Source organism: Gemmatimonadales bacterium, assembly GCA_036265815.1.
In the GTDB taxonomy this organism is placed as follows: Bacteria; Gemmatimonadota; Gemmatimonadetes; order Gemmatimonadales; family GWC2-71-9; genus CAVVWJ01.
On record DATAOI010000023.1, the window covers coordinates 1 to 26,781 of the forward strand.

General features: G+C 68.4%; 29 protein-coding genes. 22 read left to right on the forward strand and 7 right to left on the reverse strand.

The features are described 5' to 3' along the window. The 15 genes from VHR41_04260 to VHR41_04330 all read left to right on the forward strand — a co-directional run. Positions 1-2,615: protein kinase (locus tag VHR41_04260; GenBank protein ID HEX3233382.1), on the forward strand; the 2,615-nt coding region annotated here is incomplete at its 5' end. Next, positions 2,612-3,028: a VOC family protein gene (locus tag VHR41_04265; GenBank protein HEX3233383.1), complete on the forward strand. Its 417-nt coding sequence runs from the start codon at positions 2,612-2,614 to the stop codon at positions 3,026-3,028. The genes VHR41_04260 and VHR41_04265, both read left to right, overlap by 4 nt. 9 nt (positions 3,029-3,037) lie before the next feature. Further along, positions 3,038-3,628 (forward strand): type 1 glutamine amidotransferase family protein, encoded by a 591-nt coding sequence (locus VHR41_04270; GenBank protein ID HEX3233384.1) that lies wholly within the window; start codon positions 3,038-3,040, stop codon positions 3,626-3,628. 10 nt (positions 3,629-3,638) lie between these two features. Next, positions 3,639-4,076 carry a pyrimidine dimer DNA glycosylase/endonuclease V gene (locus VHR41_04275; protein HEX3233385.1) on the forward strand — a complete coding sequence of 146 codons (438 nt, stop codon included), beginning with the start codon at positions 3,639-3,641 and terminating at the stop codon, positions 4,074-4,076. Next, the gene (locus VHR41_04280; GenBank protein ID HEX3233386.1) at positions 4,069-4,521 is read left to right on the forward strand and encodes a lipocalin-like domain-containing protein; all 453 of its coding nucleotides are present in this window, start codon (positions 4,069-4,071) and stop codon (positions 4,519-4,521) included. The genes VHR41_04275 and VHR41_04280 overlap by 8 nt, the downstream gene beginning before the upstream one ends. Continuing rightward, entirely contained in the window at positions 4,521-5,231 is a 711-nt protein-coding gene (locus VHR41_04285; GenBank protein HEX3233387.1) for a DUF4386 family protein, read from the forward strand. Before VHR41_04280 ends, VHR41_04285 begins: the two co-directional genes overlap by 1 nt. Continuing rightward, positions 5,224-6,120, forward strand: a complete 897-nt coding sequence (locus tag VHR41_04290) for a phosphotransferase (protein ID HEX3233388.1) — start codon at positions 5,224-5,226, stop codon at positions 6,118-6,120. The genes VHR41_04285 and VHR41_04290 overlap by 8 nt, the downstream gene beginning before the upstream one ends. A gap of 94 nt (positions 6,121-6,214) precedes the next feature. Then, the gene (locus VHR41_04295; GenBank protein HEX3233389.1) at positions 6,215-6,802 is read left to right on the forward strand and encodes a DinB family protein; all 588 of its coding nucleotides are present in this window, start codon (positions 6,215-6,217) and stop codon (positions 6,800-6,802) included. Positions 6,803-6,810: 8 nt separating this feature from the next. Further along, the gene (locus VHR41_04300; GenBank protein ID HEX3233390.1) at positions 6,811-7,131 is read left to right on the forward strand and encodes a cupin domain-containing protein; all 321 of its coding nucleotides are present in this window, start codon (positions 6,811-6,813) and stop codon (positions 7,129-7,131) included. Between the two features lie 4 nt (positions 7,132-7,135). Next, entirely contained in the window at positions 7,136-7,501 is a 366-nt protein-coding gene (locus tag VHR41_04305) for a DUF202 domain-containing protein (protein HEX3233391.1), read from the forward strand. A gap of 423 nt (positions 7,502-7,924) precedes the next feature. Next, positions 7,925-8,974: a PDZ domain-containing protein gene (locus tag VHR41_04310; GenBank protein HEX3233392.1), complete on the forward strand. Its 1,050-nt coding sequence runs from the start codon at positions 7,925-7,927 to the stop codon at positions 8,972-8,974. Positions 8,975-9,249: 275 nt separating this feature from the next. Further along, positions 9,250-9,621 carry a hypothetical protein gene (locus tag VHR41_04315; protein HEX3233393.1) on the forward strand — a complete coding sequence of 124 codons (372 nt, stop codon included), beginning with the start codon at positions 9,250-9,252 and terminating at the stop codon, positions 9,619-9,621. An 8-nt stretch (positions 9,622-9,629) separates the two neighbouring features. Beyond that, positions 9,630-10,013 (forward strand): hypothetical protein, encoded by a 384-nt coding sequence (locus VHR41_04320; protein ID HEX3233394.1) that lies wholly within the window; start codon positions 9,630-9,632, stop codon positions 10,011-10,013. 30 nt (positions 10,014-10,043) lie between these two features. Further along, complete coding sequence (locus VHR41_04325; GenBank protein HEX3233395.1) at positions 10,044-10,703, forward strand: DUF4386 domain-containing protein; 660 nt, start codon at positions 10,044-10,046, stop codon at positions 10,701-10,703. A gap of 36 nt (positions 10,704-10,739) precedes the next feature. Next, a complete protein-coding gene (locus VHR41_04330; protein HEX3233396.1) occupies positions 10,740-10,970 on the forward strand; it encodes a hypothetical protein in 231 nt (76 codons plus the stop codon). On the opposite strand, the gene VHR41_04335 is transcribed toward VHR41_04330, so the two are convergent. After that, positions 10,954-11,463: a hypothetical protein gene (locus tag VHR41_04335; GenBank protein ID HEX3233397.1), complete on the reverse strand. Its 510-nt coding sequence runs from the start codon at positions 11,461-11,463 to the stop codon at positions 10,954-10,956. The genes VHR41_04330 and VHR41_04335 overlap by 17 nt on opposite strands. 64 nt (positions 11,464-11,527) lie before the next feature. On the opposite strand from VHR41_04335, the gene cysK reads away from it, so the two are divergent. From cysK to VHR41_04365, 6 genes are all read left to right on the forward strand, one after another. Beyond that, positions 11,528-12,601, forward strand: coding sequence for a cysteine synthase A (gene cysK, locus VHR41_04340; protein ID HEX3233398.1), 1,074 nt, complete (start codon positions 11,528-11,530; stop codon positions 12,599-12,601). 136 nt (positions 12,602-12,737) lie between these two features. Next, positions 12,738-13,199, forward strand: coding sequence for a hypothetical protein (locus VHR41_04345; GenBank protein HEX3233399.1), 462 nt, complete (start codon positions 12,738-12,740; stop codon positions 13,197-13,199). A 28-nt stretch (positions 13,200-13,227) separates the two neighbouring features. Then, positions 13,228-13,809, forward strand: a complete 582-nt coding sequence (locus VHR41_04350; protein HEX3233400.1) for a hypothetical protein — start codon at positions 13,228-13,230, stop codon at positions 13,807-13,809. Positions 13,810-13,826: 17 nt separating this feature from the next. Beyond that, entirely contained in the window at positions 13,827-15,707 is a 1,881-nt protein-coding gene (locus tag VHR41_04355) for a hypothetical protein (GenBank protein HEX3233401.1), read from the forward strand. Further along, positions 15,704-16,693 (forward strand): quinone oxidoreductase, encoded by a 990-nt coding sequence (locus VHR41_04360; protein HEX3233402.1) that lies wholly within the window; start codon positions 15,704-15,706, stop codon positions 16,691-16,693. Before VHR41_04355 ends, VHR41_04360 begins: the two co-directional genes overlap by 4 nt. A 13-nt stretch (positions 16,694-16,706) precedes the next feature. After that, the gene (locus VHR41_04365) at positions 16,707-17,231 is read left to right on the forward strand and encodes a dihydrofolate reductase family protein (protein ID HEX3233403.1); all 525 of its coding nucleotides are present in this window, start codon (positions 16,707-16,709) and stop codon (positions 17,229-17,231) included. Positions 17,232-17,252: 21 nt separating this feature from the next. On the opposite strand, the gene VHR41_04370 is transcribed toward VHR41_04365, so the two are convergent. The 4 genes from VHR41_04370 to VHR41_04385 are packed head-to-tail and all read right to left on the reverse strand — an operon-like array spanning position 17,253 to position 20,368. Next, positions 17,253-18,119, reverse strand: coding sequence for an EamA family transporter (locus tag VHR41_04370; protein HEX3233404.1), 867 nt, complete (start codon positions 18,117-18,119; stop codon positions 17,253-17,255). A 15-nt stretch (positions 18,120-18,134) separates the two neighbouring features. Further along, positions 18,135-19,388, reverse strand: coding sequence for a DUF6596 domain-containing protein (locus tag VHR41_04375; GenBank protein ID HEX3233405.1), 1,254 nt, complete (start codon positions 19,386-19,388; stop codon positions 18,135-18,137). A 21-nt stretch (positions 19,389-19,409) separates the two neighbouring features. Continuing rightward, positions 19,410-19,967 (reverse strand): dihydrofolate reductase family protein, encoded by a 558-nt coding sequence (locus VHR41_04380; GenBank protein ID HEX3233406.1) that lies wholly within the window; start codon positions 19,965-19,967, stop codon positions 19,410-19,412. A gap of 11 nt (positions 19,968-19,978) precedes the next feature. Next, positions 19,979-20,368, reverse strand: coding sequence for a YciI family protein (locus tag VHR41_04385; protein HEX3233407.1), 390 nt, complete (start codon positions 20,366-20,368; stop codon positions 19,979-19,981). A 580-nt stretch (positions 20,369-20,948) separates the two neighbouring features. Here VHR41_04385 and VHR41_04390 point away from each other — a divergent pair. Then, on the forward strand, positions 20,949-21,650 hold the full coding sequence (locus VHR41_04390; GenBank protein HEX3233408.1) for a hypothetical protein: 702 nt from the start codon (positions 20,949-20,951) through the stop codon (positions 21,648-21,650). On the opposite strand, the gene VHR41_04395 is transcribed toward VHR41_04390, so the two are convergent. Together VHR41_04395 and VHR41_04400 are read right to left on the reverse strand one after the other, a co-directional pair. Continuing rightward, complete coding sequence (locus tag VHR41_04395) at positions 21,576-24,272, reverse strand: protein kinase (protein ID HEX3233409.1); 2,697 nt, start codon at positions 24,270-24,272, stop codon at positions 21,576-21,578. The genes VHR41_04390 and VHR41_04395 overlap by 75 nt on opposite strands. A gap of 78 nt (positions 24,273-24,350) precedes the next feature. Beyond that, positions 24,351-26,717: a serine/threonine-protein kinase gene (locus VHR41_04400; protein HEX3233410.1), complete on the reverse strand. Its 2,367-nt coding sequence runs from the start codon at positions 26,715-26,717 to the stop codon at positions 24,351-24,353. Positions 26,718-26,781 lie beyond the last annotated feature (64 nt).

Consider the following 26,781-nt stretch of genomic DNA (forward strand, 5'->3'; position numbering starts at 1 on the left):
CCCGGGCCACATTCCTAGTGTCCCTTCCCGGCACGCCCGTGACCGCTGTCGACTCGCCGTTCGCCGCCGCCCTCGCCGGCCGTTACGCCCTCGAGCGGGAGCTCGGGCAGGGCGGCATGGCCACCGTCTACCTCGCGCAGGACCTCAGGCATAAGCGGCCGGTAGCCCTCAAAGTCCTCCACCCCGACCTTGCCGCAGCTCTCGGGCCGGCGCGCTTCCAGCGCGAGATCGAAACCGCGGCCCGCCTGCAGCACCCGCACATCCTCACGGTCCACGACTCGGGCGAGGCCGCCGGACGGCTCTGGTTCACCATGCCGTACGTGGAGGGGGAGTCGTTGCGCGACCGGCTCCGGCGCGAGAAGCAGCTCCCGGTGGACGAAGCCCTCCGCATCACTCGCGACGCCGCCCAGGCACTCGACTACGCCCACCGGCACGGCGTCGTCCACCGCGACGTGAAGCCCGAGAACCTGCTCCTCACCGAGGACGGCCACACCCTCGTGGCCGACTTCGGGATCGCCCGCGCGCTGCAGAGCGGGGAGGACGCGCTCACCCAGACGGGGCTGGCGGTCGGCACGCCGGCCTACATGAGTCCCGAGCAGGCGATGGGGGAGCGGGAGATCACGGCCAAGAGCGACGTGTACTCACTCGCGACGGTACTCTACGAGATGCTCGCGGGCGAGCCGCCGTTCGCGGGTCCGACCGCGCAGGCCGCCGTGGCCCGCCGCTTCACCGAGACCCCGCGCCCGCTCCGGCAGCTCCGCGAGACAGTGCCCGAGGCGGTCGAGCAGGCCGTCCTGAGAGCACTCGCCAAGGTGCCGGCCGACCGCTTCCCGACCGCGGCCGAGTTCGCCCGCGCTCTTGTCGCGTCTCCACCGATCCGCCGGCGCGCGGTGCCGGCTGCCGCGCTCACCCTCATACTCGGCGTCCTCGTGGGCCTGGGTGCACTGTTCGCGTGGCGCCGCAGCCACCCGCGTGCGGACGCAGCGGACGGCCCCACGCGCCTCGCAGTGCTTCCCTTCGAGAACCTCGGTGGCCCCGAGGACGAGTACTTCGCCGACGGCGTGACAGACGAGGTCCGAGGCAAGCTCGCCGCCCTGCCGGGGCTGGAGGTGATCGCCCGCACCAGCTCCAGCGAGTACAAGAGAACGCCCAAGCGCCCTTCGGAGGTTGGGCAGGAGCTGGGCGTCCGCTATCTCCTCACCGGCACGGTGCGCTGGGAGCGCGCGGCCGCCGGGCAGGGCCGAGTGCGGGTGAGCCCCGAGCTGGTCGAGGTGGGTGGCGCGGGGCCGCCGGTGACCCGCTGGCAACAACCGTTCGACGCGGTGCTCTCGGACGTGTTCGAGGTGCAGGGGACCATCGCCGAACAGGTGGCGGGCGCGCTGCTGCTCACCCTCGGCGCGGGAGCGCGCGAGCGGCTCGCCGCGCGGCCCACCGAGAACCTTGCGGCGTACGACGCCTATCTGCAGGCCAGGGCTGCCCCTGGCACCCCGACCGGGTACGAGCGCGCCGTCGCGGCCTACCGGCGCGCCATCGCGCTCGATTCGGGGTTCGTGCTCGCGTGGGTCGGGCTGGCCGAGGCTCATGCGGGGGCGTATGCGATCTACACGACCGCTCGCGCCGGGGCCGCCGCCCGCCTGGCCGTCGAGCGGGCGGCGGCGCTGGCCCCCACACTGGCAGCCGTCCACCGGGCGCTGGGTCGCATCGGCCTGGATGTGGACTGGGATGAGCGGCAGGGCCTGGCGGAATTCGAGAAGGGTCTGGCCGTCGCCCCCAACGACGCCGAGCTGCTCACCGGTGCGGCCGACGCCGCGTGGCCAATGGGACGGTTCGATGAGGCCATCGACCGCTTCCGCCGTGCGCTGGTGCTCGACCCGCGATCCGCCGAGACCAGTACCCGAATGGCGAAGGCTCTGCTGTGGCGCCGGCGTTTTCCCGAAGCCCTGGCCGCGTTCCGGCGGGCGCGCGAGCTGAATCCGCAGGCGTCGCCGTATCGCGAGGCGCTGGCCGCCGCGGCGACAGGCGACCTCGCCGGCGCCCGGGCAACCCTCAGCCTCGCCGCGTCGGACGAGGAGCTCGCCGGCGTGGCTGGCAATATGACCGGCTACGGGGACGAGTGGCTGTTCTCCGAGGCGCAACAGCGGCGACTCCTCGCTCTTACGCCGGAGGCGTTCGCCGGCGACCGGGCGCTCTGGGCCATCGTCCAGGCCGAGACACACTGGGTGCGTGGGGACAGCCTCGGTGCCCGGACCTATGCCGACTCCGCGCTCGCCGTCTACGGCCGCGAGCTGGCCGCCGGCGAGCGAGCCGAAGACATGATATTCCGCTGGTCGCGCGCCTGGCTGCGGGCACTGGCCGGCAACCCGGGCGAGGCCGCGCGCGAGCTGGAAGCGCTCGGGCGGGGCATCGACTCCGAGTTCATGTTCCAGCGGGTGATCGTCGAGGAGTTGCTGGCCCGGACGTCCCTGATGGCGGGCCGGCGGGAGCAGGCGCTGGCGAGGGTGGGGTCGCTGGTCGCGTCGCCGGGCTACTTCACCGCAGCCTGGTTCAGGGTGGCGCCGGCGTACGCGCCGCTCCGGGGCGACCCGCGCTTCCAGCGTCTGGTGAACGGGCCGTGACGGCAGAAAACATCGTCGCAGATCGGTCGCGCTGGAGCAGCGCGTCCTATTTCATGGTGGATGACGTCGTCGCCACGGCCAACTATTACCGCGACAAGCTCGGTTTTCGCTACGAACGGTTCTGGAATGACCCGCCTTCCTTCTGTATGGTTCGGCGCAATGGTGTGATCATCATGTTGGCCCAGCTGGAGCAGGCCGGGGGCGTGCGGCCCAACCACCTCGTCGATCCCGAGGGCAGCGCGTGGGACGCCTACATCTGGATCGACAATGCCGACGCGTTGCATGCCGAGTTCAAGTCCAAGGGCGTCAAGATCACCCGCGATCTTTGTGATCAACCCTACGGATGTCGCGACTTCGACATCGAGGATTGCAACGGCTATCGTCTCTGTTTTGGGCACGACACGGAAGGCTAGAGGGATCCCATGATTCCCGCGGTTCATGTCCTGGTGTTCGACGGCTTCGCCGATTGGGAGCCGGCCTTTGCGATGGCCGAGCTCCGCCGCTCCGGTGGCCTGGAGGTTAGGACCGTCGGTTTCAGCGCAGCACCCGTCCGATCCATGGGCGGGCTGCCGGTGATGCCGGATCTGCCACTGGCGGGTTTGGACCCGGCCAACGTCAGACTGCTGATTCTGCCCGGGGGAGACCTGTGGGAAGGCCCCGATCCTCGGGCAGAGATCGGGCCCACGCTTCTGGCTCTGCACAGCGCCGGCGTGCCGATCGCAGCCATCTGCGGGGCCACGCTCGCGGTGGCCCACGCCGGCCTCCTGGACGACCACGGCCACACGAGCAATGAACTCGCCTACCTGGAGCGATTGGTCCCGGAGTACCGGGGCGCGTCTCGCTACGTCGACTCCCTTGCCGTGCGCGACCAAGGGCTGATCACGGCGAGCGGGCTCGGACCCATCGAGTTTGCGCGAGAGATCTTCGAGGAGTTGCAGATCTTGAGCGACACGGACCGGCCCGTCTGGTTCCATCTGTTCAAGCACGGGCGCTTTCCGGAATCGGCTGCCTGACCAACGCCTGATGCGTCTCTGGACGATCCACCCGAAGTACCTTGATCCGCTGGGACTGGTGGCGCTTTGGCGCGAAGCCCTGCTGGCGCGGGCCGTCCTCCGAGGCGAGACGCAGGGGTACCGATCTCACCCGCAGCTGACTCGCTTTCGGAACCATCCGCAGCCGGTCGGCGCACTGAATTGCTATCTCGCGGCCATCTACGATGAGGCGCTGCGGCGGGGGTACTGCTTCGATCGGCGCAAGCTGGGTGGCCGCACGCCGCGCCGGCGCATTCCCGAGACCACCGGGCAGCTGGCCTTCGAATGGGCCCATCTTCTGAGGAAACTCCACCAGCGCCGGCCGGGCCGATTCGAAGAGCTGAGGGTGGTGAGCCGGCCTGCAGCGCATCCGTTGTTTCGGATCGTGACTGGCCCGGTGCGGGCGTGGGAAAGGCTTCATCGTGACTGACCGGTCCGGGCAGGCAGCCGCAGACCTTATCGGGGCATGGCACCTGAATTCCTATGAATCCCGCGACAGCTCAGGAGCGACTCGGTACCCGCTGGGACGGGGGGTCATCGGTCAGCTCGTGTACGACGCTTCCGGTCACATGTCAGCGATGCTCATGACGCCGGACCGACCCCTATTTGCTTCCCAAGACCCGCAGCGGGGCACCGATGCAGAAGTGCGCGCAGCCTTCGACGGCTTCATTGCATACTTCGGGAGCTACAGCGTCGCCCCACTCACCGCGACCGTCACGCATCACGTGATCGGAGCGTCTTACCCGAACTGGGTGGGCGGACATCAAGTCCGCCACTACAAGCTCGACGGGACACACCTTGAACTCTCCACGCCACCGATCCAGATCGGCGGACAGTCCCTGATCACTGTATTGGTGTGGGAGCGATCGTCGTAATGCGGGAACACTCAACTATTCGCGCCGGGGGGATCGCCCTCGTCGCGGGCGCGGCGGCGTTTCTCGGCGTCTTCTCCTTTCTCGCGGCCCGGTTCGACTACCCGGCCATCCTTGACGGCAATGCCGCGGACGTGCTCCCGAGACTGCGCGCGACCGGCGCCGGCGGCCGTGCGGTATGGGCGCTCTACGGCTTCCTGCCTCTGGTCTGGATCCCCGCCGGGGTCGGGGCGTTTCATGCCCTCCGGTCCGTGCGCGAGGGGAGCATGCGTACCGGAATGCTCTTCGCGCAGGTCGCCGCGGTCTCGATGGTACTGGGACTTCTGCGCTGGCCCAGCATCCACTGGGCGCTCGCCGAGGCCTACGCCCGCGGGGATGCGGCCGAGCGGGCGGCGATCGCCACCGTGTTCACCGGACTCAACAGCTATCTCGGCAACTATATCGGCGAGTTCCTCGGGGAGCTGAGCGTCAGCGTATTCTTTCTCCTGTCAGCGCTGGCCATGTTGGCGCGGGGCGCCGGGTTCCCTCGCTGGATCGGGTATGTCGGTGTGGGGACCGCGGTGGCAGGTCTGGTCGGCATGTTCCGCAACGCCACCGACGTGGTCGCTCCGGTCGCCGCGCTGAATAACTACCTCCTTCCTTTATGGATGATCGTCTTTGGAGGCGGGCTACTGTGGGTCAGCGGGTCGCGCTCCGGGACACCTGATGGGTAGCACACCCAAGCCTGAGCAACGGGTTCTGCGGATCATCCCCGATCTCCGGATCGCATCGCTGCGCGCTGGTGAGGATGGGCTGGTGAACGATGTCCTGATCGTCAATGAAGAGCTCGTGTTCCGGTTCGCGCGAGACGAGGCGGGGCGCCACGCCCTGGAACGCGAAGCTCGACTGCTTGCCGTCGTGCGGCCCCGCGTATCCCTGCCGGTTCCGGAGGTCATTCAGCAACACCAGGAGTGCATCGTCTACCGGTTCATTCCAGGCCTGCCGCTCGATCGTCAACGCCTCCTGGCGCAGGACGCGTCGACGCGGGGCCTGCTCATGGAGCAGCTGGGGACGTTTCTTCGCGAGCTGCACAGTCTGCCGGGGGTCAGCGAAGCGATTACCCGCCCGGGAACCACATCGCCGGGAATGCGGGAAGGGTACGAGCAGCTGTATGAGGCGGTTGAACGCGAGCTGCTGCCCTTGATGATGGACTGGGCCCGAGCCTGGGCTCGGGAGCTCTTTCGCCCCGTCCTCGCTGGGGACCTGGACCTTGCCTACTCGCCGACGCTGGTCCATGGTGACCTGGCACCGTACCACCTGTGCTTTGATCCCGCCACCCACCGGCTACGCGGCGTCATTGACTTCGGCAACGCCGGCCCGGGCGATCCCGCGCTCGACCTGGGGTCACTGATCATTGCCTTCGGGGAAGGGTTGCTCTGGCAAATAGACACCGTCTATCCGGGCCTGTCAGGCTTGATCGATCGTGCGCGGTTTCACGCGGCCACTCTCGAGCTACGCTGGGCCCTGGCGGCGGTCCGATCACGCGACCCGGCCTGGTTCCTCTGCCATCTTGGCTACGCACGCGACGCGTGGCCTGTAGGGTGGCCAGGGAAGCGGGCATGACCCGCCGATGCGAAATCGCCCTTGCGTGGAACCTTCCGCTTCCGCTCTCGTACGAACAACTACTCAGCACACCATTCCCTTCAAGGAGGACAGCATGCCTAGGTCTTGTCTCTGGCCCGCCCCGGCCCTCGTCCTGCTGATGGGTCTGACCGGGTTTACAGGCGCTTCGCTCCGGGCACAGACTTCGGTAGACGACTCGGCTGAATTCGCGGCCTGGCGTCAGGTGCAGAAGGAAGACATTGAAGGCTTGCGGAAGAAGTTCATGGCGCTCGCCAAGGCGGTGCCCTCGGACAAGCTCACCTGGCGTCCGATGGAGGGGACGCGCGCGTTCCGGGAGGTCTTTGCCCATGTCGCAGCAGAGGGGAATTGCGAGACCGCGATGTTCGGCCGTCCCTTGCCGGCGGGATCGCTGGCCGATTTCGACGCCGAGGAGGCGCGGCTCAAGAAACTCCCGGACGGCCAGCTGATCGCTGTGATGGACCGTGCAATGCAGAGTCTGAGCGCCACCTTGGCTGGCCTGTCGCGGTCGACGATCAACACGCCGATCAGGTACTATGGACAGAGCACTCTGCCCCGCGTGGCGACGACCTATACCCTCAACGACCTGCACGAGCATCTGGGCCAGTTGGTGGCGTATGCCCGGATGAACACGATCGTGCCGCCCTGGACCAGGAAGGGGTGAGGCTTCACATGAGGCTCCTTGACTTCACCACTGTTGCGCCGCGCGAGGTCGCTCCCGGCTACCTCGGCCGCTATCTCCACTCGGACCACATCACCCAGGGCCGAGTGGACATCGCGCCCGGCGCGGTCATCCCCGATCACTCCCATCCCCACGAGCAGTGGACCCTGTTACTGAGCGGCTCCTTCGAACTGACGGTCTCCGGCGTCAAGCACGTCTTGCGACCCGGGCAGCTGCTGTATATCGCACCCCATGAGCGCCATTCCGCGCGCGCCCTGACTGCCTGCGCCGTCATCGATGTGTTCCATCCGCCTCGCGATGACTACCGCTGACACGATGCCTGAGCCCAGCGGGGACCCGAGAGTCTTTTTCGCGGCTGAGCGAACGATGCTGGCGTGGCTCCGCACCGGCATCGCAGTCATGGGGTTCGGGTTCGTGGTGGCCCGGTTCGGGTTGTTCCTGCGCCTGCTCCACGAGCAGGCGGGGCGTCAAATCGGTCACGGCGTGTCGCCCTACCTTGGGGCTGCCCTTGTCGTCCTGGGCGTCATCGCCACCGCTGGCGGGGCGCTACAGTATCAACGCTATGTCGGGTCGCTGCCGCTGGGCGACCGGCCCCCGCGCTCCAGTCCACGCTTCGTGCTGGCACTGAGTTGGGCGCTCGTCATCATCGGGGTGGTGCTCGCCGTGATCCTCCTCGTATGAGGACCACGTCACGCTAGCTCAGCCTGACTACCCCTTCCTTCGCTGCGCCTCGAACTGGCGGAGAAGCTGCAGCTGCGCGAGCAGGATCGCCTGTTGGAGATTCACTGCAGCTGGCAAGCCGGTCTGGACTGTCGTGGACATCGGTGACTCCTTTCCGTATGTGGAGAAGGCCGTCGGAGCGTTTCCTGATCCCCCATATATAGAGATGCGGAGTTCACCACGAAAATCGGACACCCTATGTCGCGGAGTATCTGCGCGGTGAGATCAGGCGCAGGTGGAGCCTGTCGGTATCAGGCGATTGTCACCCTGCTGGCCTGTTCGGCCTGCGGCCCGAGCCCTCGCACCGATGATTCGCACCGGACTCCGCCCGTGCCGGTAGCAACTCTTCCCCTGACCTCTGCTGGCGGGCTGCCCTTCATCCGAGTGGAGACGGACAGTTCGCCACCCCACCTCTGGCTGCTCGATTCCGGCTTCGAGACCAGCGTCGTCAACCGACGCTATGCGGACTCGCTACGCCTGCCCGCGTATGTCCACGGTGAGGCAGACGCGCCTGGCGGTCATACCGATGCCGGCGTCGTGCCGGGAATCCCGCTCCACCTCGGGCAGGCCACGTTTCGCCCGGACAGTCTCACCGTCATCGATTTGCACCACGTCGAGCCGCTTATCGGCCTGGCGTACGCTGGGATCCTCGGCCACGATTTCCTGACCCGGTACGTGACGAGGCTCGACTACGATCGGCAGGTGGTCGAACTGTTCGAGCCGAACCAATTCGTGTATGGAGGGACCGGCCGTATCCTGCCGGTCTGGATCGAGGCCGACCAGCCCTTCGCGCTGGGCCTGCTCTATCTGAACGGTCGGGCCGTGCCCGCCAAGCTGAAGCTCGATACGGGGAGTCTCGACGTTCTCGGCCTGAATGGCTCCTTTGTGCAACAGGCCGAGCTGACACAAGGAGTCTCCAAGCGCCTCCCCGCATTGGGCGCCGCGATCGGCGGCAAGGTCGCGGGCCACGTCATGCGGCTGGACAGTCTGACCATTGCCGGTACCACCGTGGCCAGGCCGATCGCGGCCTTTTCGGCGGATGTGGAACGCAGAGGTGACGCCGGGACAGTCGGCGTGGGCCTGCTGAGTCGGTTCAACCTCGTGTTCGACTACGCCGGGCGCCGCGTCATCCTCGAGCCGACGGCTCGCACCCATGCACCGATGGGGTACGATGCGAGTGGCCTGTTGCTGACCAGCGTCGGGCCTGACTTTCGACGCATTACGGTTCTCGGCGTCGATCGAGGCTCTCCCGCCGACACCGCAGGCGTCCGCCGGCGCGATGTCCTTGTCGCGATCGGCGGCCAACCATCGGCCCAGCTCGGCCTGAGCCGCATTCGTGAAAAGCTCTCTCAGCCCGACACGAAACTTTCATTGACGTTCCTGCGCCGAGGCGACGAGCGCCACGTAGTGCTGCGATTGCGCGCACGCCTATAGCAACCTCTTGACAGCCTCAGTACCTCGCCGTACATCAGCCGTCACCACGACAAACGCACACCGGGCGACAACCCACCTGCCCGCCCTCGCGCCAGGCGTGGGTTCCGGATTGATCACGCCTTCGCCTCACCCATCCTCGCCGATCATGTGACGAGTTGCCGATACGATCACGAAGTTCGGTAGCGCGGCTGGTCGGATCACTCGCTCCTGGTCGTGGACCTGGCAGTCGCGGGTGGGCCGGGGCCCCGCTCCACTGCACCATTCTAGGAGCGCACATGCAAGGAGCCGGTGGCACCTCCGGCGGCCTCGGTACCTTCTTCCTGGGCCTCGGCATGATCGTGGTAGGCGGCTATCTCCTGCTCACCCGCGTCACCGTCGGCAGCGGAGCTTGGCTGCTGTGGGGCTACAATGCGTTCGGGCTCTCAATGCTGCCGCTGCTCGTCGGTGTAGGTTGGCTCTTTTTTGACGGTCGGAGTGTCGGAGGCTGGCTGCTGACGGCCGCTGGTGCGCTCATTATCGTGGTGGGAATCATCGCCAACCTCCATATCTACGTTGCGCCCGCCTCGCTGTTCGACACCCTCATGATATTGGGTCTCCTGGCCGGAGGCATCGGTCTGGAGGCGCGCTCGCTGCGCCCACATTCATGAGCATGGGCATGGTCCGTTGCTTCGGCTCCGCCCCGCCTCTCTGCCTGGTGTTCGCGCTCTGGACGGCGCTCCCGCTTCGCGCTCAAGACCTCGAAGCGGCGGACGTCCGAGTGACCCTGGATTCTGCCCTGCGGATTGCCGACCGAGTCGCGGCCGCCGCGTTTCCTGATTTATCGAACTACATCCTCTACTCGATCACCCCGCGGAGCTTCAAGGCCGATCCGGGCGGACTGCTCTGGCAGGTGCGGTGGCAGGCGCGGGCCTTTCCCCATCGGCAGTGGATCGTGGTGCGCGTCTATATGAAGGATGGTCACACGACAGCCGAACGAGAGGATGAGACCCCGGGGCCGAGTCCGGGTCAGGCGGCTCCCCCTCGCCAGGATCGGCCGTGAATTGGTCTGACGGACGGGCGGCGTAACCGCATGGGAACCGCCACCCGCACCAGTCGCATCATCGGTACGCTGATCCTCGCACAGATGGCCGGCAGCGCCCTGGTCTACGGCGTCTTGACGGCGCCGCTCTTTGGCGCACCGGACTTCCTCGCGACCGCAGCGGCTCATTCACAGCAGATCGGCCTGTCCGTACTCCTCGGACTCGTCACCGGCGCACTCTTCGTCGCCATCGCCATCACGGCGTTCCCGATCTTCTGTCAGTACAGCCAGGCGCTCGCATTCTGGTTCATGGCGCTGGCGGTGGTCGCCCTCGCCGTCACCGCCGTCGAGCACGCGGGTATGATGTCGATGGTGTCGTTGAGCGAGGCATACGCCAGGGCAGGTCCTGCCGAACGCGATCAACTCCGGGCGCTTCGCGTCGTGGTGACCTCGGCACGGAATTGGACGCACTATCTAGGTCGGATCGCCGACGGCAGCGCCCTCCTCGTGCTCTACGCGGTGCTGTACCGATTCGCACTGGTTCCGCGTGCGCTGGCCGCCTTTGGCCTCCTGGCGGTCATGCTGCAACTGACGACGCTGGCGGGACCCCTCTTCGGGCGTCCTGTGGTGGTCCCCATGCTCGCGCCGCTGGGGGTGAGTCAGCTGGCCCTGGCGCTGTGGCTTATCATCAAGGGATTCCGGACTGCTTAGACATCCACATCCGCCTGAGGTAGTCAACAGGCCAATGTGAATCCCAAGGCCGTCGAGCGGTTCATTACGCTCGACGACAAGACCTTCCAGAACCGCGACCCGGACATGATCCGGAAGCTGTGTGGGCTCGGCCTCGCCTTCTTCCAGCATCGCCTCGCCGGCAGTCCGTTCCAGTGGGCGGATGTCAAGTCCGCGGTGCAAACAGAGGAGGAGCTGCGCAGGGTGGCCACCGCGGTGACCGGTGGCGCCGCTACGACTTCGCCGTGAACGTGACCTTGATGTCCACCTTGCCCATTCCGCCCTCCGCCTGCTTCGAGGTCACGCCAGTGCAGGTGTAGTCGCCCGACACCAGCGCGGCCGTCACCTGCGCCTTCCCCGAGCACTGCGACTTCTCGCCCGGCATGATCCCGCCCGTCGCCAGGAACTTGCCCCGGCCCACCGTGATCCCGATCTCCTTGGACTCGCCGTAGGTGACGAGCACGTCACCCTCGGCCGACCCCGACACGCCGAACTGGAGCCAGGTCGACTCGCCATCGCCGTAGCTCGCCTTGGTGTTGAGCGGTATCTCCTGGCTGATCTTGCTGGAGCCGGTGACCGTGACCGTGGCGCCGCCGCCGGTGAACTGGCGCTCGCTGATGGTGGGGAAGCGCCAACACGACGCACGCAGGGTGGAGCGGAAGGCGGCGCATGGGAGTGCTCTTTGCGGGGGTGGAGGGTGGCCTGCCCGGAGAGAGTCTACCCCCGGAAGTGCGCCTGGCAAGATCGGGGCACGGTCCTAGATTTCCTCATCCGTTCACCACGACCCTCTTCCCCGGGTGGGAGCCATGGCCAAATTCGCAAACATTCTCGAGACGATCGGCAATACGCCGGTCGTCAAAGTCGGCAAGCTGGCACCCAAGGGCATCGACCTCTTCGTCAAGATCGAAGCGGTCAACCCGCTCGGCTCAGTGAAGGATCGCCTGGCGCTCGGTGTGATCGAGGACGCCGAGCGGAGGGGCGTGCTCAAACCCGGCCAGACCGTGGTCGAGGCCACCAGCGGCAACACCGGCATCGGGCTGGCCATGGTGTGTGCGCAAAAGGGGTATCCGCTGGTCGTCACCATGGCTGAGTCGTTCAGCTTGGAGCGCCGCAAGCTGATGCGTTTCCTCGGTGCCAAGGTCGTACTCACGCCGCCGCCGGCCGGCGGGACCGGAATGGTGAACAAGGCGGTGGAGCTCGCGGAGACGAACGGCTGGTTTCTCACCCGGCAGTTCGAGAACGAGGCGAACGCCGACATCCATTCGCGCACAACTGCGCGGGAGATCCTGACCGACTTCGCCGGTGAGCGGCTCGACTACTGGGTCACCGGTTTCGGAACGGGCGGCACCCTCAAGGGGGTGGGCCGGGTGCTCGCGAAGGAGCGGCCGGAGACCCGGATCGTCCTGGCGGAGCCCGCGGACGCGCCTCTCGTCTCGAGCGGCACGCGGCAGGAGCGCAACCCCGACGGGACGCCGGCCGCTAGGCATCCTGCGTGGAAGCCGCATCCGATCCAGGGCTGGAGTCCCGACTTCATTCCGAAGCTCGCGAGCGATGCCGTGGAGGCGGGACTGGTCCACCGCACGATCACCGTCCCCGCGCCCGAGGCGATCCGATGGAGCAAGCAGCTTGCGGCGAAAGAAGGGATCTTCGTGGGCATCTCCGCTGGCGGCACCTTCGCGGCGGCGATGGAAGTGGCCCAGGCCGCGGCGGCCGGATCGACGATCCTCTGCATGCTGCCCGACACGGGGGAGCGGTATCTCACGACGCCGTTGTTCGCCGACGTGCCGGTGGATATGACGGCAGACGAGGTCGCCATCCTGCGATCGACGCCGATGTTTGCCGACCAGCCGGCGGGGACACCGGCGCCGGCTGGGCGCTGATCAAGAAAGGTGGGGCAGGGTGGGGCAGCGTGAGGCAGGGTGAGGCAAGGCGCTGATCCGTCGGGCCGTGACCCTGCCCCACCTTGCCCCACTCTGCCCCACCTTGCAACCTTGTCTGTCCCGGAGGAGTCCCCACATGTCGCGCTTTGGCAAGCTGCTTATCATCATCGCCCTGATGCTGGTGGCGATGCTGCTCATCACCTACCTCAATCCGAACATCAAGGCCTTCGCCTCGACCCTCGCAGGCTCCAAGCTGCCCCTCTGGCTGGTCGGACTGGCCGCGCCGATCCTCTACGCCTTCAAGGGCCTCGCCAACCTGCTCGGCGGTCTGGTGGGAGAGGGTCCGACCGAAAAGACCATTCGGGAGAAGAACGAGGCGATCAGCGCACGGCTCGAGGGCCTGGAGCGGAGCGTGAAGCAGCTGGATGAGTGGCGGACCCGGGAGATCGCCACCCGGATGGACGCGATCCAGGCGCGCGAGAAACAGATCGCACCGCTGGAGGCACGGGCCAGGAGCCTCGACCAGTCCATCGACGACCTCCTGCGCGAGCGGGACCAGATCCCCACGATCCAGGATGATCCCGGTCTCATCGAATAGGCTCACCCCTGTTCCGACAGGAGCATTCATGAAGGCGCCAGCCGTGGTCCTGCTGCTTGGTCTGGTCGCACCCACCCTGAGTCCACTTCCCGCCCAGGATACCCCCAACAGGGTCATCAAGGACGTCCCCAATCCGATCAGGGTCCGCGTGGTCCGGACCGACATCCTCCGGGTCGACGCCGACACCGCATACGTCTACAACAAGGCGGCCTACAAGGTCCTGATCCGCAGGCTGGCGCTCGACAGCGCACTGATCGACTCGCTCCGGGCGCGGGTCGGCGTGGCCGGCGCGATCGACAGCCTGCGCCAGCAGAACATCAAGGATTTTGCAGCGGTTGTGCAGATCCAGAACCAGACCTACGACACTCTGCACGCACGATTCGCGACAGCGGACAGCCTCGGCAAGGAATCCGTGCGCAACACCGCCGCGGCGCTGGCCTACGCCCGGCGGGTGAAGACCGCCAGCATCGTGGCCGGCGGCCTGGTCGGCGGGGTGGTCGGAGGTCTGGGCATCAAGCCCTCGGGAAAGAATTTCGACTGGGGAGGCTTCACCATCGGCGCCGCGCTCGGCGCCACCGCCAACTGGCTCCTGTTCAAGGTCGTGCGTTGACGCGGCTCGGAGGAACTATGGCTGTTCGCGCTACTGTGGCGCTCGCTTTCCTGCTCGGCACCGGCGCCGGTCCGCTGGCCGGGCAGAACGGGATCCAGGATGTCACCGACCAGACCACGACGGCCCGCACCCAGCCGTCCACCAGGCCGCCCGCAGCGCGGCCTGCGCCTGCCAGGCCGGCGCCACCGAGGCCGGACACGGTCCGGATTCCGGCGTCGGCGCCGGACTCGTCCTTCGCGATGATGCAGCGGCTGCTGCGTCGGGGTGACTCCCTGCAGTCGCTCATCAACCAGAAGATGCCCGCCGATGCGGCTGCGCTCAAGGATTACCGGGACGCGGCCTCCTTCGCCTGGTGGATCATGGGGATCTGGCTCGCCCTCACCCTGCTGTACATCCTGTGGGCGATCAACCGCTACGTCTCCAACTACGGGCTGTCCAACCGGGAGTGGAAGATTCTCTACCCGGAGATCTACGAGACCTGGCTGGACCGGCTCCTCACCGGGCTGCTCGGCGGCAAGAGCTATCGGGAGCGGCGGGACGAGCTCATCGCCTACCGGAAGCAACAGCGGCTCGAGGCAGCAAACATCACGGAGGACGGACCGGCGGCGCCCGCCGCATCCGACGTCGAGCCGTTCGAGGAGCCCCAGAAGAACCCCTACGAGCAGGATTCCTTCGGTCTGCCGCCCGGCACCATCCGGGGGATGCTCGCGCTGTCCGGGCTGGTGGTGTTCGTGGTGATGGAGTGCGTGAACCTGTACGCCCCTGGAAGCCTGGAGCCGCAGTTCCAGGGGCTGGTGACCGCCTTCCAGATGGTCCTTGCCTTCTACTTCGGCTCCCGGGCGGTCGAGGTGTTGCAGACGAAGGCCGCCGAGGCCCAGGTGGCGGTGGCCGCGGAAAGCAAGCCGGTGGTCGCGGTCGTGCCGGCGCAGACGGGGGGCGTGCCGGCCGGGTCGCCCACCGATGCGTCGGTGCCCGTTGCGCCCGCAGCCGTCATTCTACCGGCCGAAGCCGTCCAGCTCCCCGCCAGCCGTTCCCAGGTCCGATTCGCGAACTTCGTGGCCGCGGCCAAGGACGACGGGTCCGCCCCGGCCAGCGCCGCCGGTCGCACGCTGACGCAGAGTACGCCGCTGGGCGTGCGGGTGCTCGCCCTGACCGCATCCTTCGAGACCGGACGCGGGTTTCCCGACTGCTTCGGCGGCGTGGCCGGCAACTTCGACCACCAGGGGCTGAGCTGGGGCGCGCTGCAGTGGAACATCGGCCAGGGCACACTGCAGTCGCTCTGGAAGGAGATGCGGGAGAGAAACGAGGCGGAGCTCCGGACGATCCTGGGAACTCTCTATGACGAGTTCTCCCGCATGCTGGACCGCCCCAAAGAGGAACAGATGCGATGGGCCCTCGGCATCCAATCGCTGGTAGCCAATCGCGCCAACACCTGGCGCATCGCGGATAACTGGAAGAGCAGCCTCTCGGCCATGGGCAAGAGCGAGCCGATGATCGCGATCCAGGTGGCCCGGGCCGACGCGTTCCTGCAGATCGCCCTGGGGTTCTGCCGGGACTATGGACTGACCACCGAGCGCGGGGCGGCGCTCATGTTCGACATCCGGGTCCAGAACGGGAGCGTGGACCGGGGAGGCGCCGGCGAGCAGATTCGCAGAGACATCGAGCTCATCAATCCCGCGCTCTCCCCAGCGGAGCAGGAGGTCGAGCGCATGCGGATCGTAGCGCGCCGGCGCGCCGGCGTCTCGGCGCCGGCGTGGCGGGCGGATGTGCTCGCCCGGAAGCTGACGATCGCGGAAGGCAAGGGGCGGGTCCACGGGAGGACGTACGATGTGGAGGCCGAGTTCGGGCTCGGGCTCACGCCGTTGGCCAGGCCGGCATCGGCCCCGATCATCGCATGACTGCTGGCGCTATTCCTCCTCCCATGCGAGCCATCGTGGTTCACGCCCTGGGCGACCCCGGGGTGCTGACCCTCCGGTCCCACCCGGCTCCACAGCCCGGCCCCGGGGAGGTTCTGGTCCGAGTCCGCGCCGTGGGAGTGAACTTCTCCGACACCGAGCGCCGCCGCGGCATCTACGATCCTCCGATGCTGCCCTGGATTCCGGGGAACGAGGCCGCCGGCGTGGTGGAGGGAATCGGCCCCGGGGTGGACAAGACGTGGCTGGGGCGCCGGGTCGGGTTCTGGGCCATGCGCACCAGCGGCACCTACGCGGAGTACGCGGTGGTGGCGGCCACTGCCCTCTTCTCGCTGCTCGACGGTGTGCCGTTCGAGGTGGGGGCCGCACTTCCTGTTCAGGGCCTCACCGCGTATGGCCTGGCTCACTTCTCGACCGAGCTGGCGCCGGGGCAGAGCGCTCTGGTGCACGCGGCCGCGGGCGGGGTGGGCGCACTCCTCGTTCAACTCCTGCGCCTGCGTGGCGTCCGCGTCCTCGGTACCGCATCCACTCCCGCCAAGCAGGCGCTGGTCCGAGAGCTGGGCGCTGTCGCCCTGCCCTATGGTCCGGGCTTGCCGGAGCTGGTTCGCGAGGCAAACGGCGGCGGCGGGGTCGACGCCGTGTTCGATTCGGTCGGCCGCGCCACTCGGGACGACAGCCTCGCGGTGCTGGCACTCTACGGCCACCTGGTCTTCTTCGGAGAGGCCAGCGGATCTCCCGCTCCGATCCATCCTGACGAGCTCTACGGCCGCAACCTGCGGGTCAGCAGCTTCTGGCTTGCCGCCGACCCTCCCGAGCGATGGGACGCGGCCCGTCGCGAGCTGCAGGATCGAGTCCTGGCGAAGACGCTCCGGGTGAGCGTGGGCGAGACCTATCCCCTGGAGCAGGCGTCCGAGGCCCACCGCAGGCTGGAGCAGCGCCAGACCACCGGCAAGCTCCTCCTGCATCCCTGACCCGGCGCGACCCATGAGAGCGTCGGTCTTCATCGCGACCAGCCTGGACGGGTACATCGCCCGGGAGGACGGCGGACTGGATTGGCTTCCGGCCGACGGCGGCGAGCCGCACGGCTACAGCGAGTTCATCGCCACCGTGGATGCGATCGTGATCGGCCGGAAGACCTTCGAGACAGTGCTAAGCTTCGAGAATTGGCCGTATGGAACCACGCCAGTGGTCGTGCTCAGCACGACATTGAGCGCAGCCGCGGTACCGGAGGGCGCGGTCTGCGAGGTGATGGCCGGCTCACCCCAGGACATCGTGGACCGGTTGGGACGTCGCGGGATGCAGCATCTCTACATCGACGGCGGAATCACCATCCAGCGTTTCCTCCAGGCCGGACTGATTCAGCGGGTGATCATCACCCGCATCCCGGTGCTCCTCGGAGGCGGGATTCCCCTGTTTGGAAGGATCTCGCAGGATATACGGCTGGAGCACGTGGCCACGCGGTCGTATGCCAGCGGACTGGTGCAGAGCGAGTACGTGATTCCCGGCTGACACGGCGGCAAGGAACCGAGCTCAGCTCCGGCCGCCGCTCACGATGAGCACGATGGCGCCGAGTGCCCCGGCCACACCGGTAATCTGCAGTGCGTTGAGTCGCTCGCCCAGGACCACCCGCGCCAGCAGCACCGTGCTGGCAGGGTAGAGAGATGAGAGGGTGACCACGACGCTGAGTGGTCCCTGCCGCGCGGCGAGCAAATAGAGCGCGTTAGCCGACATATCGATGACGCCGCACACCAGTACCAGCACCAGGACCCGGGGCGGCATCCGAAGCGACTCCCGCCGGGTGAGCGCCGCCACCCCGAAGAACATCGACGACAACGCCCGCGCCACCAGGATCGGCCACATACCGGCGCTCGATCGGCTCTGCGCCAGCGACAGGAAGAAGAGTCCGATCCCGACGCCCGACACCAGCGCTATCGCCATCCCGGGCGGAAGCCGCTTCGCTCGACCGGCGCCGTGCGTGCCCGTCTCCGCCGTCCTCTGCTGGCTCACCAGAACGATCGACACCACACCGAGGATGATGCCCGCGACTGCCATCGGGACGGGCCGCTCACCCAGCAGCACCGATACCAGGACCGGGATGGCGACGGCGCATACCGCGGTCGTGGGAGCCACGACGGCCATCCTGCCGATGGCGAGGGCGCGATACAAGAGCGCCACGCCCGCGCCTCCGGTGAGTCCTGCGGCCGCACCCCAGAGCAGATCCCCCCGCGAGGGCGACGCGTTCGGAAGCAGCGGCAGCAGCAGCGCGAGCAGGACCAGGCCGCTCACTTGGGAGAGGAATACGACCGGGATCGTCCGTCCAAGCCGGGTCGCGGCGCCGCCGGTGAAATCGGCGGCGCCGTAAAGGATGGCGGACGCAAGGGCGAGGAGATAGGGCATCCAGAAGAATAACGATCACGGCGACAGGGCCGACCGACGCTGCTGCAGGAATCGCCGGACCGCAGGATCGCGCTCGAGACCGATGGCGACGTCGTACGCCTGGCGGGCCTCTTCCGGCGCGCCGGTCCTGGCCAGCAGCTCCGCACGGGCGGCCCAGTAGGGCTGATACTGAGTGAGCCGCCCATCGGCGGCCGGCTCCGGCATGGCGGCCAGGCCGGTGTCGGCCCCACGCAGCTCCGCGATGGCCAGGGCGCGATTGATGGCGACCACCGGGGAATCGGAGAGCGCCAGGAGCACGTCGTAGAGCTGCACCACCGCGGCCCAGTTGGCTTGGCCCGTGCGGCGGCGATACACGTGCGCCGACTGCAGCGCAGCCTCCAGTTGATAGCGCCCGATGACTCGCCCACCACTCGCGCGCAGCAGCAGCCCCTCCGCCTCCTCCAGCATGCGCCAGTCCCACAGCGCCGGATCCTGTTCGGCCAGCGGCACGAACTCGCCATCCGGACTACGGCGCGCACGGCGGCGGGCTTCCGCGTACAGCATGAGCGCCAGCAGGCCCAGGGTCTCCGACTCCTCAGGCAGCAGCTCCGCTACGAGCCGGCCCAGGAGGATTGCCTCCTCGGCGAGATCGCGGCGGGCGAGGTCGGTCCCGCCAGGGTCGGTCCACCCTTCGGCGAAGGCGGCGTAGATCGCGTCCAGCACGGTGCCGAGCCGGCCGGGAAGCTCCTCGCGCTCCGGGACGGCGAGCGGAATGCCGGCCTGGCGGATCTTGGTCTTGGCGCGTACCAGGCGCTGACCCATGGCGGCGGGTGACATGAGGAATGCCGAGGCGATCGTGGCCGCGTTGAGCCCGAGCACGAGCTGCAGGATCAAGGGCGCTCGGATCCCCGCCTCGATGGCCGGATGCGCGCAGGCGAACATCAGCGCAAGTCGGTGGTCTGGAATGACCGCCTCGGTGTCGGCCGCTTTCCCCGCCGCGTCTTGCTCCTCCCAGAGCGCCTGCACCTGCCCGGTCGCTGTCTCGGCGGTGCGCCGCCTCCGCGAGGCGTCGATCAGCTTGCGCCGCGCGGCGGTCAGCAGCCACGCTTCCGGATTCGACGGGCAGCCCTTCCGGGGCCACTGCGCCAGCGCCGACACGAAGGCATCCGACAGCGCGTCTTCGGCCGCCGCCACGTCCCCCGTGCGCGCCGCCAGAAAGGCGACCAGCTTGCCGTAGCTGCGCCGGGCCACCGTTTCGGCCACGCGGCGGGCGTCGTCGGGGCCGGTCATGCGCTCAGGGGCGGGCGCGTATCAAGCCGGCTGGTAGACCAGCAGGACGTTCCCGTTGCCGAAGGCCCGCGTCGCCGTCCGCTTCAGGGCCAGTCTCTTCTTGAGGCCATCGAACATGGTCCTCCCCTTCCCGAGAACGATGGGATTCACCACCATCTGATACTCGTCCACCAGGCCTGCATCCGCGAATTGCGAAATGATGCTCCCGCTACCGAAGATCACCAGGTCCTGCCCGGACTCCTGCTTCATCTTTCGTGTCTCCGCCATCGGGTCGCCCTTGATCAGCTTGGTATTGGTCCACGAGGCGCTGTCGAGCGTCCTGGAGAACACGACCTTCGGCAGATGATTCATCCGCTCGGCCACGACGGGGGCCTGCTGGGCGGCGAGCGGGGTCGGCCAGTAGCTCGCCATCTGTTGATAGGTGATCCTGCCGAACAGGAGCACGCCCCCGGAGGTGGCATTGCCTTCGACGAACGCGTTCCACTCCTCGTCCGACTTGTGGGCCCAGCTCATGTCGCCCTTCGCATCAGTGAAGTAGCCGTCCAGGCTCACCTGGTTGAACACGATCAGCTTGCGCATCTCTCTCGCCCTCACGCCGGGTTGAGGATATCGGAGTTGTCCCTGGTCAGCAGAGTGCCCTCCCTGAGTGGCCGCACTTCGACGACGCCGTGCAGCGCGGTCGGGGAGCGGGCGGCCCAGGCGATCGCGGCGTCGAGATCGTCCACCTCGATGATATGGAAGCCGCCGAGCTGCTCCTTGGAGTCGGCATAGGGGCCATCCAGCACCTGGGCCTTGCCATCGGCGACCCGCACCGTCGTCGCCGCCGCGGTGGGCTGCAGGCCATTGCTGCCTTTCAGGACGCCCGCCTTGGTCATGGCCTCCATGTAGGCCTTGTAGGCTCCCAACCAGCGCTCTTGCTCGGCCCTCGGCAGCTGGGGCCAACCGGCCTCGCTTACGTAGTCCAGCAGAACGTATTTCACGTGGGCTCTCCGTCAGGGGTTCGGGGGCTGGCACCGTGCACTGCCCGCACAATGACGCTCGAAGTCGGGCCATTTCGACAGCCCGCCGGCGGGGGGCTGGGGAGGCTCGCTCCGGTCACAACAGGCCGCCCCGGGGGCACGTCGCACGAGGAGATCACACGGCCTGACTCCCTGCGCGAGCCTCCCCAGCCCCCCAGGCACGCGCAGTGCGCATGAGCGCGGCAGTGCCGCGCTGGTACAGTGGTGGGCACAACGGCGTTGCGCGATGGTCGGGTCGCACGTGCCCGCGGGCGCCGATGCTCGGGCGCAGGCGGCGGGCGGGGATCGCGGAGGGAGTCAGGCCGTGTGATCCCGGTCTAGCTCCGTGCCCCCCGGGGCGGCCTGTGGTGACCGGAGCGAGCCCCGCCCGTCGCCGGAGCCGGCGCCCCGATCCCGGCCCCAGCGCCAGTGCCCGATCTAGCCATGCCGCGATTCGCGCCCTAAACTATCGCAAGCGGCCGGAGTACGGACCGCGGATACCGAGACCCCTCTTCGTGGAGAGGCTAGCCGGCAGCCTTCGAGGCTGCCTGGGAGCCCCACGATGAAGCTGCACACTGCCAGCAGGACCCTCCCGACCGTCGAGCCCGTCGTTCCCGTCGCCGGCACACCACCACTGCAGGACCCCGCCTGGCTCTACGAGCCGAAGTTCGACGGCTTCCGCGGGGTGCTGTACCAGAGCCAGACCAGCTTCATCCGCTCCAAGCGAGGGAACATCCTCCGCCGGTTCTCCGAGCTCTGCGAGCGGGTGCGGGGCGAGCTCAAGGTCAGGGATGTCATTCTGGACGGAGAGGTCGTCGCGATCAACGAGGAAGGGCACCAGGACGTGCAGGCGCTGATGGCGGGCCGGGGCTGGCTGCACTACACGGTGTTCGACGTGCTCTGGATCAACGGGCGCGACTTGAGCCGGCAGTCGCTCACCATCCGGAAGCGGCGGCTGGCGGAGCTCATTCCCGAAAGCACCCAGACCATGTCCCGCGTGCTGACCGTGGATGGCGACGGCAGAGGCCTCTTCGAGGCGGTCGAGCGGCTGGATCTCGAGGGCATCGTCGCCAAGAGGAAGGCCGACTTCTACGGCCCGCGGACCGTGTGGTACACGCTCAAGAACCCCGGCTATACCCGCGCGGAGGGACGCTGGGAGCTGTTCGAGCGGAAGGGAAGCGCGCCGGACTCAGCTGCCTCCGGCGAGCAACTTCCGAAAGCGGGGATTGCCTCGAAGCGGTTCCCACACCGGATCGGCCCGTAGCCAGGGACGGCTCACCGCGGATGGAACCGACAGCAGATGCTCGAGGCGGTCGACCGCGGCGTCCTGTCGGCCGCTGATGGCATCGATCAACGCGAGTGTGGCGGCGATGTTGGTGCCGCCGTAGGCTTCCCGGGTCTCGGGCAGTTGCCTCACCGCCGCTTCGCCTTCACGCACCGCGTCGTCCCGCCGCCCCAAATAGGCGTAGACCAGACCGAGGCGGGCGCGGATCGACGCCTCCTCGGGCCTGGTCCGGACTTGGGCCTCGAGCACGGCCCGGGCTGAATCCCGGTAGCTGCGCTCCAGCTCCGGCTTCCGGGCATAGCGGTAGAGCGCCGCCTTCAGGTCGTAGTAGCCCAGTGAATCCGCGAACGCCGGCAGCGCGAGGCCCTCCAACGCCTTGCGATATGCGGTGTCTGCGCTCAGGAGGAAGGTCGGCGTGGTGGCGTAATTGCTGACCGATCCGGTCGAGGCCATTGCGGCGGCGAGCGTTGGAAACCCGACCTTTTCGGACGCGGCTCGGATGACTTCCCTCACCTGGTCGAGGGTTGCACCCGAGCCGAGCCGGGCGGTGGCCTTCAGCACGTACGGGTTCGACCAGTCGGGCGTGAGGGCGAGGGCCTCGTCCGCCATGTGCTCGGCCCGGGCGTAGTCGCGGGTCAGCTCATAGGTCTCGCCCAGGTTGAAGCGGATCATGCTGGAGCGGGGATCGAGCTCGGCCGCACGGGTGAGGCTCGCCAGCGCCTCGTCCCACTTTCCCTGCCGCCGCCTCACGACGGCGACCGCGAAGATGATGTCCGCGTTGTTCGGCCGGCGTTGGAGCGCGCTGGCGAACTCCTGCAGCGCGTGGTCGTAATCCAGTTTGCCCCAGTAGTAGTAATAGCCCAGCGCCAGGTGCGACTCCGGGAGATCGGGCTGCAAGCGCACCGCCTGGTCCGCAGCAGCCTTCGCCTTCTCCAGGCCTTCGTCCGTTCGATCGTAGAAGAACCAATACTCCGCCGAGTGGACCACCGACAGCCCGGCGTACGCCTGCGCGAAGTTCGGATCCAGCCCGACCGCGCGCTCATACATCTGGCGCGCGATCCTGAAGTCGTCCCGTCCGAAGCCGCGGTTGTAGTAGTCGTTCCCCCGCAAGTAGAAGTCGTAGGCGGCGAGGTTCTGCGTGGGCTTCGCCGCCAGCTTCTCGCGCTCGCCGCTCCCCAGCGTCACGTCGAGCGCCTTGGCAACCCGCCCCGCGATATCGGCCTGGACCTGAAAGACGTCAGTGAGCGCCGCATCGAACGGCTCCTGCCACTTGGTCGAGGCGGTGGCCACCTGCACCAGCTCGGGGCTGACCTCGACCCGGCTCTGGCCCCCCTGCCCTTGCTGCCAGCGCACCTTGCCCACCAGCAGGTAGTCGACACCCAGCTCCTGGCCGGCCTGACGGAGCGACTTGGTCGTGTGCTTGTACTGGCCGGAGCTGCTGGAGGCCGCCACCTGAAAGCCGGGCAGCGCCGCGAGCTTCCCGCGGATGGCGTCGCTCACCCCGTCGGCGAAGTACTCGTCGTCGGGCCGGCCGAGATTCTCGAAGGGGAGCACTGCGAGGCGCTTGGGGCCGGCGGCTCCCTCGGCGTCGGCAGAGTGGCTGCGGCGCCAGGCGAAGAGCACGCCGAGGCCGATCACGAACCCGAGCCCGAGCGTCACTGCCGCTACGGGCACGCGCCGTCGAGCCCTGGGCCCGGTGCCCGTGGCGGCCGGTGCAAGGGCCTCGACCGGAGTGGCTGCCGAGATGGTAGTACCGCCCGCGCCGGTGAGTGCCCGGGCAAACTCGGCCGCTGTGGGGAACCGGTCGGCCGGCACCGGGGCGAGCGCGCGCTGAATGACCCGCTCGACGGTCTCCGGCACGCTGGGCCGCACCTGGCGGGCCTTCGGCACCTCGCCGCTGAAGCGTCGGGCAATGATCGCCTGCGCGGTGGGCCCGGTGAACGGCGGCTCGCCCACCAGCATCTCGTAGAGGACCGTGCCCAGCGCGTAGATGTCGGTCCGGGCGTCGAGATGGTCGCCGGTGGCTTGCTCCGGGCTCATGTAGGCGGGCGTGCCCACGGCCATGCCGGTCTCGGTCAGCCGGTCGTCCGCGCCCGCCATCGCCCGGGCGATGCCGAAGTCGGCCACCAGGGTGTCGCCGTCCTTGGTGAGCAGGATGTTCTCCGGCTTGATGTCCCGGTGCACCACGCCCTGGCGGTGGGCGTAGTCCAGCGCGCGGGCGGTCTCGGTCGCGATCCGCACCGCCTCGTCCACCGCGAGCTGCTTCTCGCGCCGGATCCGCTCACGGAGAGATTCGCCCTCGACGAAGGGCATGGTGAACCAGAGCTGCCCCGCGGTTTCTCCGGAATCGTGCACCGTCAGGATGTGGGGGTGCTGCAGCCGGGCGGCGAGCTCGATCTCACGCTGGAAGCGCTCGGGGCCGAGCGCGTGGGCCAGCTCGGGATGGAGCAGCTTGAGCGCGACCGGCCGCTTGTGCTTGAGGTCCTGGGCCAGGAACACCGTGGCCATGCCGCCCCGCCCGAGCGGGCGCTCGAGCCGGTAGCGATCGCGCAGGGCCTCGGCCAGTGCGGACGGCAGGTCGGGAGAGAGGGGAGTAGAGATGGCTCAAATCTGTCTCGGGGAGCGCCGTGCCGCCAGCACTGGCGCGTGGCGGACCAACGACGGCCGTGCAGAGGCGGCTCAGGGCGAGAGCTGCAGCCCTGCCTTCCGCACGATGGCGGCGAACGCGGGGTTGCCGTGCAACGGCTGAAATCGCCAGGCGCGGTTGATCTGGGACATGTTCGCAGCCTGGGCGGCAAGACCGCGGTCGAGCCACTCCAGCGCGCGACTGGTGTCGCCCAAGGCGAGATACGCACCCGCGACGCCGTCCTCGCGGACATACCGGGTGCCGGCGGCGCTGAGCGCGGCCGAGAGTTGGCGGCGCGCGGCCACGGCATCGCCGGCGCGTGCCAGTGCCTCGGCGAGGCGCATCATGTCCTCCGGCTTGGTAGCCGGCGTCGCCTTCCGGGCCGCGATGATCTCCGCAGCACGGCCTCGCCGGAGCAGCAGCCATTCATCGCAGGGATCGGACGCCAGCCGCCGGAGCGCCTGGCAGACGGCGGTCGCGCTGTCCAGCATTCCCAAATCGCCGAACAGGATCACGTTCAGATTCATGGGGCCATAGGAAAAAGGGTTGTGCCGCCGGGCGCGGCGCATCACGGCCAGGGCCGAATCGTCCAGCCCGCGGGCGTGGAGCAGCCCGCCGTAGTCACCGCCGAAGGGAGTGGTGCTGTCGAGCGCGATCGCCCGGAGGTACTCCCGATCGGCGGCAGCATAGTCGCGGAGGTAGACGTTGAGCACGGACGCGTGAAGCGCGTGCGCCGCGGCCGAAGTCGGATCGAGCGCCAGCGCCTTTTCCACCGCCGCCTGCATTGGAGGCACGGCCGCCCGCGGGGCCAGGTAGGTGTCAGCCAGGAAGAACCAGGCCTGCGCGATTCCGTTCCACGGCTCCGCGTACGTGGAATCGAGGGCCGCGGCACGCTGAAACAGTGCGATCGCCTCGTGGAGGCCGGCCTCGGTGCTCTGCTCCGTCAGGAACTGACCCCGAAGGACGAGATCGTGGGCCTCGGGGTTTGCAGTCCGGTGCGCCGCCAGCCCCGCGTCGGCCCGCCGGGCCAGACCGACGCCGAGCGCCGAGGCGATCGCGGCTGCGGCCGAATCCTGCAGGGGGTAGAGCTCCTTTTCGGTGACATCGTATCGCTGGCTCCAGAGCATAGCTTCGTCGGCCACGTTCACCAGCGACACCGTCACCCTGAGCCGGCCGTCGACCTTGCCGACCGTGCCCTCCACCATCGCGTCCGCGCTGAGCGCGGTCCCTGCCTCACGGGCGGTCTTCCCCCTGAGGGCAAAGGCCGAGCTGCGCGAGACGACGTGCAGTCCGCTCATCCCGGCCAGGGTGGTGGTCAGGTCGGTGGCCATGCCGTCGCCCAGGTAGGCATCGGCAGTGTCCCGGCTTCGCGAGGCGAACGGGAGGACGCCGACGCGCCTGGAGGTGACGGCGGCGGGACCGGAGGGAGACGCCCCGGCGGGGCGGCGGTGGCTCACGAGCCAAGTGCCCAGGCCGAGCAGGACCAGCAGGGCGCCGAGCGCGATGCCAAGAGCGAGCCGCCGCGACGAGCGGGGCGCCGCGGCGGCCACCGGCCGTGTGGCCGTCGGTGTGATCCCCCCGCTCGGCGTCAGCAGCGCCTCGAGCTGGGGGATCAGCTCCTCGGCGGTCTGCCAGCGATCCGCCGGGCGCTTCTCCAGGCACCGCATCACCAGCGCCGCCAGTGCGGGCGCCACGGGTCGATACGTCGCGATCGGCTCGGGGGCCGCGGTCACGTGGGCCGCGAGCACCTGCTGCGGGGTGGCGCCGGTGAACGGCGGCCGGCCCGCCAGCAGCTCGTAGGCCACCACGCCGAAGGCGTAGAGGTCGGCCCGATGATCCACGAGGGGGTCGGCCGCCGCCTGCTCCGGCGCCATGTAGGCCGGCGTGCCGAGGGCGACGCCCACGCTGGTGAGCGACTGGCGGCCGGTAGCCTCGCTCAGCGCCTTGGCGACGCCGAAGTCCATGACCAGGGCGTGCCGGCCCCGGAGCATCACGTTCTCGGGCTTGAGGTCGCGGTGGACCACCCCGTGGCGATGGGCCTCGGTGAGCGCGTCGGCCACGTCGCGCAGGATGCGCACCGCCTCGCCGATCGGCAGCTCGCCTTCCTTCGCCAGCTTGTCGCGCAGGGAGGGGCCGTCCACGTACGGCATGACGTAATAGAGGAGGTTGTCGGCCGCGCCCGAGTCGTACAACGGCAGGATGTGGGGGTGCTGCAGGGCCGCCGCCACCTTGATCTCGCGGAGGAAGCGCTCCTTGCCCAGCGACGCGGAGAGCTCTTCCCGCAGGATCTTGAGGGCGACCTTGCGCTCGTGTCTCAGGTCCTGGGCGAGATACACGGTCGCCATGCCGCCGGCGCCGAGCTCGCGCTCGAGGGTATAGCGGCCGGCCAGGGCCGCGCGGAGGCTGTCGTGGGAGAGCATGGGGGAATTGGGAGGAAGCTAACGCGGCGGAAAGGGACCGCCAGCGCCGTGCATGGCCTCGTGC

Excerpts from the sequence above, each read along its gene's own strand:
- cysK (HEX3233398.1), top strand. The coding sequence starts at position 11,528 with ATGGCCAAATTCGCAAACATTCTCGAGACGATCGGCAATACGCCGGTC.
- VHR41_04290 (HEX3233388.1), top strand. The coding sequence starts at position 5,224 with ATGGGTAGCACACCCAAGCCTGAGCAACGGGTTCTGCGGATCATCCCC.
- VHR41_04375 (HEX3233405.1), bottom strand. The coding sequence starts at position 19,388 with ATGACCGGCCCCGACGACGCCCGCCGCGTGGCCGAAACGGTGGCCCGG.
- VHR41_04380 (HEX3233406.1), bottom strand. The coding sequence starts at position 19,967 with ATGCGCAAGCTGATCGTGTTCAACCAGGTGAGCCTGGACGGCTACTTC.
- VHR41_04295 (HEX3233389.1), top strand. The coding sequence starts at position 6,215 with ATGCCTAGGTCTTGTCTCTGGCCCGCCCCGGCCCTCGTCCTGCTGATG.
- VHR41_04300 (HEX3233390.1), top strand. The coding sequence starts at position 6,811 with ATGAGGCTCCTTGACTTCACCACTGTTGCGCCGCGCGAGGTCGCTCCC.
- VHR41_04285 (HEX3233387.1), top strand. The coding sequence starts at position 4,521 with ATGCGGGAACACTCAACTATTCGCGCCGGGGGGATCGCCCTCGTCGCG.
- VHR41_04275 (HEX3233385.1), top strand. The coding sequence starts at position 3,639 with ATGCGTCTCTGGACGATCCACCCGAAGTACCTTGATCCGCTGGGACTG.
- VHR41_04390 (HEX3233408.1), top strand. The coding sequence starts at position 20,949 with ATGAAGCTGCACACTGCCAGCAGGACCCTCCCGACCGTCGAGCCCGTC.
- VHR41_04365 (HEX3233403.1), top strand. The coding sequence starts at position 16,707 with ATGAGAGCGTCGGTCTTCATCGCGACCAGCCTGGACGGGTACATCGCC.
- VHR41_04270 (HEX3233384.1), top strand. The coding sequence starts at position 3,038 with ATGATTCCCGCGGTTCATGTCCTGGTGTTCGACGGCTTCGCCGATTGG.
- VHR41_04370 (HEX3233404.1), bottom strand. The coding sequence starts at position 18,119 with ATGCCCTATCTCCTCGCCCTTGCGTCCGCCATCCTTTACGGCGCCGCC.
- VHR41_04400 (HEX3233410.1), bottom strand. The coding sequence starts at position 26,717 with ATGCTCTCCCACGACAGCCTCCGCGCGGCCCTGGCCGGCCGCTATACC.
- VHR41_04360 (HEX3233402.1), top strand. The coding sequence starts at position 15,704 with ATGACTGCTGGCGCTATTCCTCCTCCCATGCGAGCCATCGTGGTTCAC.
- VHR41_04345 (HEX3233399.1), top strand. The coding sequence starts at position 12,738 with ATGTCGCGCTTTGGCAAGCTGCTTATCATCATCGCCCTGATGCTGGTG.
- VHR41_04315 (HEX3233393.1), top strand. The coding sequence starts at position 9,250 with ATGCAAGGAGCCGGTGGCACCTCCGGCGGCCTCGGTACCTTCTTCCTG.
- VHR41_04325 (HEX3233395.1), top strand. The coding sequence starts at position 10,044 with ATGGGAACCGCCACCCGCACCAGTCGCATCATCGGTACGCTGATCCTC.
- VHR41_04305 (HEX3233391.1), top strand. The coding sequence starts at position 7,136 with ATGCCTGAGCCCAGCGGGGACCCGAGAGTCTTTTTCGCGGCTGAGCGA.
- VHR41_04350 (HEX3233400.1), top strand. The coding sequence starts at position 13,228 with ATGAAGGCGCCAGCCGTGGTCCTGCTGCTTGGTCTGGTCGCACCCACC.
- VHR41_04355 (HEX3233401.1), top strand. The coding sequence starts at position 13,827 with ATGGCTGTTCGCGCTACTGTGGCGCTCGCTTTCCTGCTCGGCACCGGC.
- VHR41_04320 (HEX3233394.1), top strand. The coding sequence starts at position 9,630 with ATGGTCCGTTGCTTCGGCTCCGCCCCGCCTCTCTGCCTGGTGTTCGCG.